A 255-nucleotide genomic window follows, 5' to 3' on the forward strand; every position below is an offset into this window, starting at 1 on the left:
TTTCGGCGTCGTGGTACTGGCCGGGGAAGCGAAGGGGCGTCCAGAAGGGGGAGGCGCCCGTCTGGAAGCGGCGGTACTCGTAGGCGGAGATGACGGCGCCCTTCTCCTGCTTGGAGTCGTGGGGGAAACCGGTGGTGGTGCAGTTGCAGGAGGGGACGCAGTAGAGGTCGTTGCAGGTGGCGCCCCCGGTGCAGTAGGCGAGGCCGGAGTTGAGGATGGCGGCGCGGACACCGGAGGCGCCGGGAGTCACCCAGG

At 69.4% G+C, this 255-nt stretch carries 1 protein-coding gene; it reads right to left on the reverse strand.

Annotated features, from left to right (window positions below):
* The coding region (locus tag AABA78_RS39165) for a hypothetical protein (RefSeq protein WP_338270642.1) at window positions 1-255 on the reverse strand (255 nt) is incomplete at both ends.

The organism is Corallococcus caeni, from assembly GCF_036245865.1.
Classification (GTDB): domain Bacteria; phylum Myxococcota; class Myxococcia; order Myxococcales; family Myxococcaceae; genus Corallococcus; species Corallococcus caeni.